The following is a 1,045-nucleotide window of genomic DNA, read 5'->3' on the forward strand; positions in this document are numbered from 1 at the left end:
TCTGCCGACGCCGACAACAGATCGTGCGCCAACCGCGCGCACGCTTCGACCAGGTGCTCGCAGTTGTCGAGGACGAGCAGCATGCGGCGCCCGGCCAGCCGCAAGGCGATCCGCTCAAGTACCTGCCGTCCACCCCGGTCCGATACGCCCAGTGCGGCGGCAGTCACGCCGAGTACGGCCTCGGGATCGTGCACCGAGGTGAGGTCCACCAACCATACGCCGTCCGTGAACGCCCTTGCCGACGCCGCGGCCGTTTCCAGCGCCAGCCGGGTCTTGCCGACACCGCCCACTCCGGTGAGAGTCACGAGCCGTGCCCTGCCGATGAGCTGCCGTATCTCCGATATCTCCCGCTTGCGGCCCACGAAGCTGGTGAAGGGCGCGGGCAGGTTTCCCGAAGCGCCTGCTGCGGCCATCTGTGCTCCATCTCCGGGCTCGTGATGCCCGGGACGGACATTCCTTGCCTCTTGGTTCACCTACTCGGCCGAAACTATAAGATCATGTAAAGAGAACAAACCAGGCCCTATTGCCTAACAGCAGGTAAATTCGCAAGGGGTGGGACATTGGGTTCCGGCGCTCCGCCCCTGTCCCTGTCGACCGATCTTGGGCTGGTCATCCGCCGATGCGAGGAGCTCGCCGTGTTGTGGCCGCGGACACGCCAAATCGTGCATCGGGTATCTCCTCCGCATGACCACTGATGCCCCGGGCCAGCTCACCTGATGGGTTTCGTGCCACGCCGTCTCGTGGCGGACATGCCCGGTCCGCGATTATTGGCCGTTGATCTTCAGCGGCTGCGCTGCGGCGGGGCTCAGTGCCGCAAGGCGCGCCCTCGGCAGGTGGCTTTCCAGAGCGAAGAGCCATGCCTATGCCTATTGATGGGAGTTCTCGATGCGTCTCAGTGTTCTTCGCAGGCTTCCGGTGTCCGTGGCGACATCGACGCTGCTTGCCGGTGCGGTCCTCGTCGCCGGCGTGACAGCTCCGAGCCCGTCCAGGCCGATTCACTCCCAGACGGTCACCGTGCGTCCCGACGATACGGAGCTTGCAGCCT

At 65.3% G+C, this 1,045-nt stretch carries 1 protein-coding gene; it reads right to left on the reverse strand.

From position 1 onward, the window contains the following. A partial coding sequence (locus ACFWI9_RS34790) for an AAA family ATPase (protein WP_387169422.1) occupies positions 1 to 413 on the reverse strand: 413 nt, incomplete at its 3' end. Positions 414 to 1,045: the final 632 nt, after the last annotated feature.

This window comes from Streptomyces sp. NPDC127084 (assembly GCF_042724175.1).
Lineage (GTDB): Bacteria > Actinomycetota > Actinomycetes > Streptomycetales > Streptomycetaceae > Streptomyces.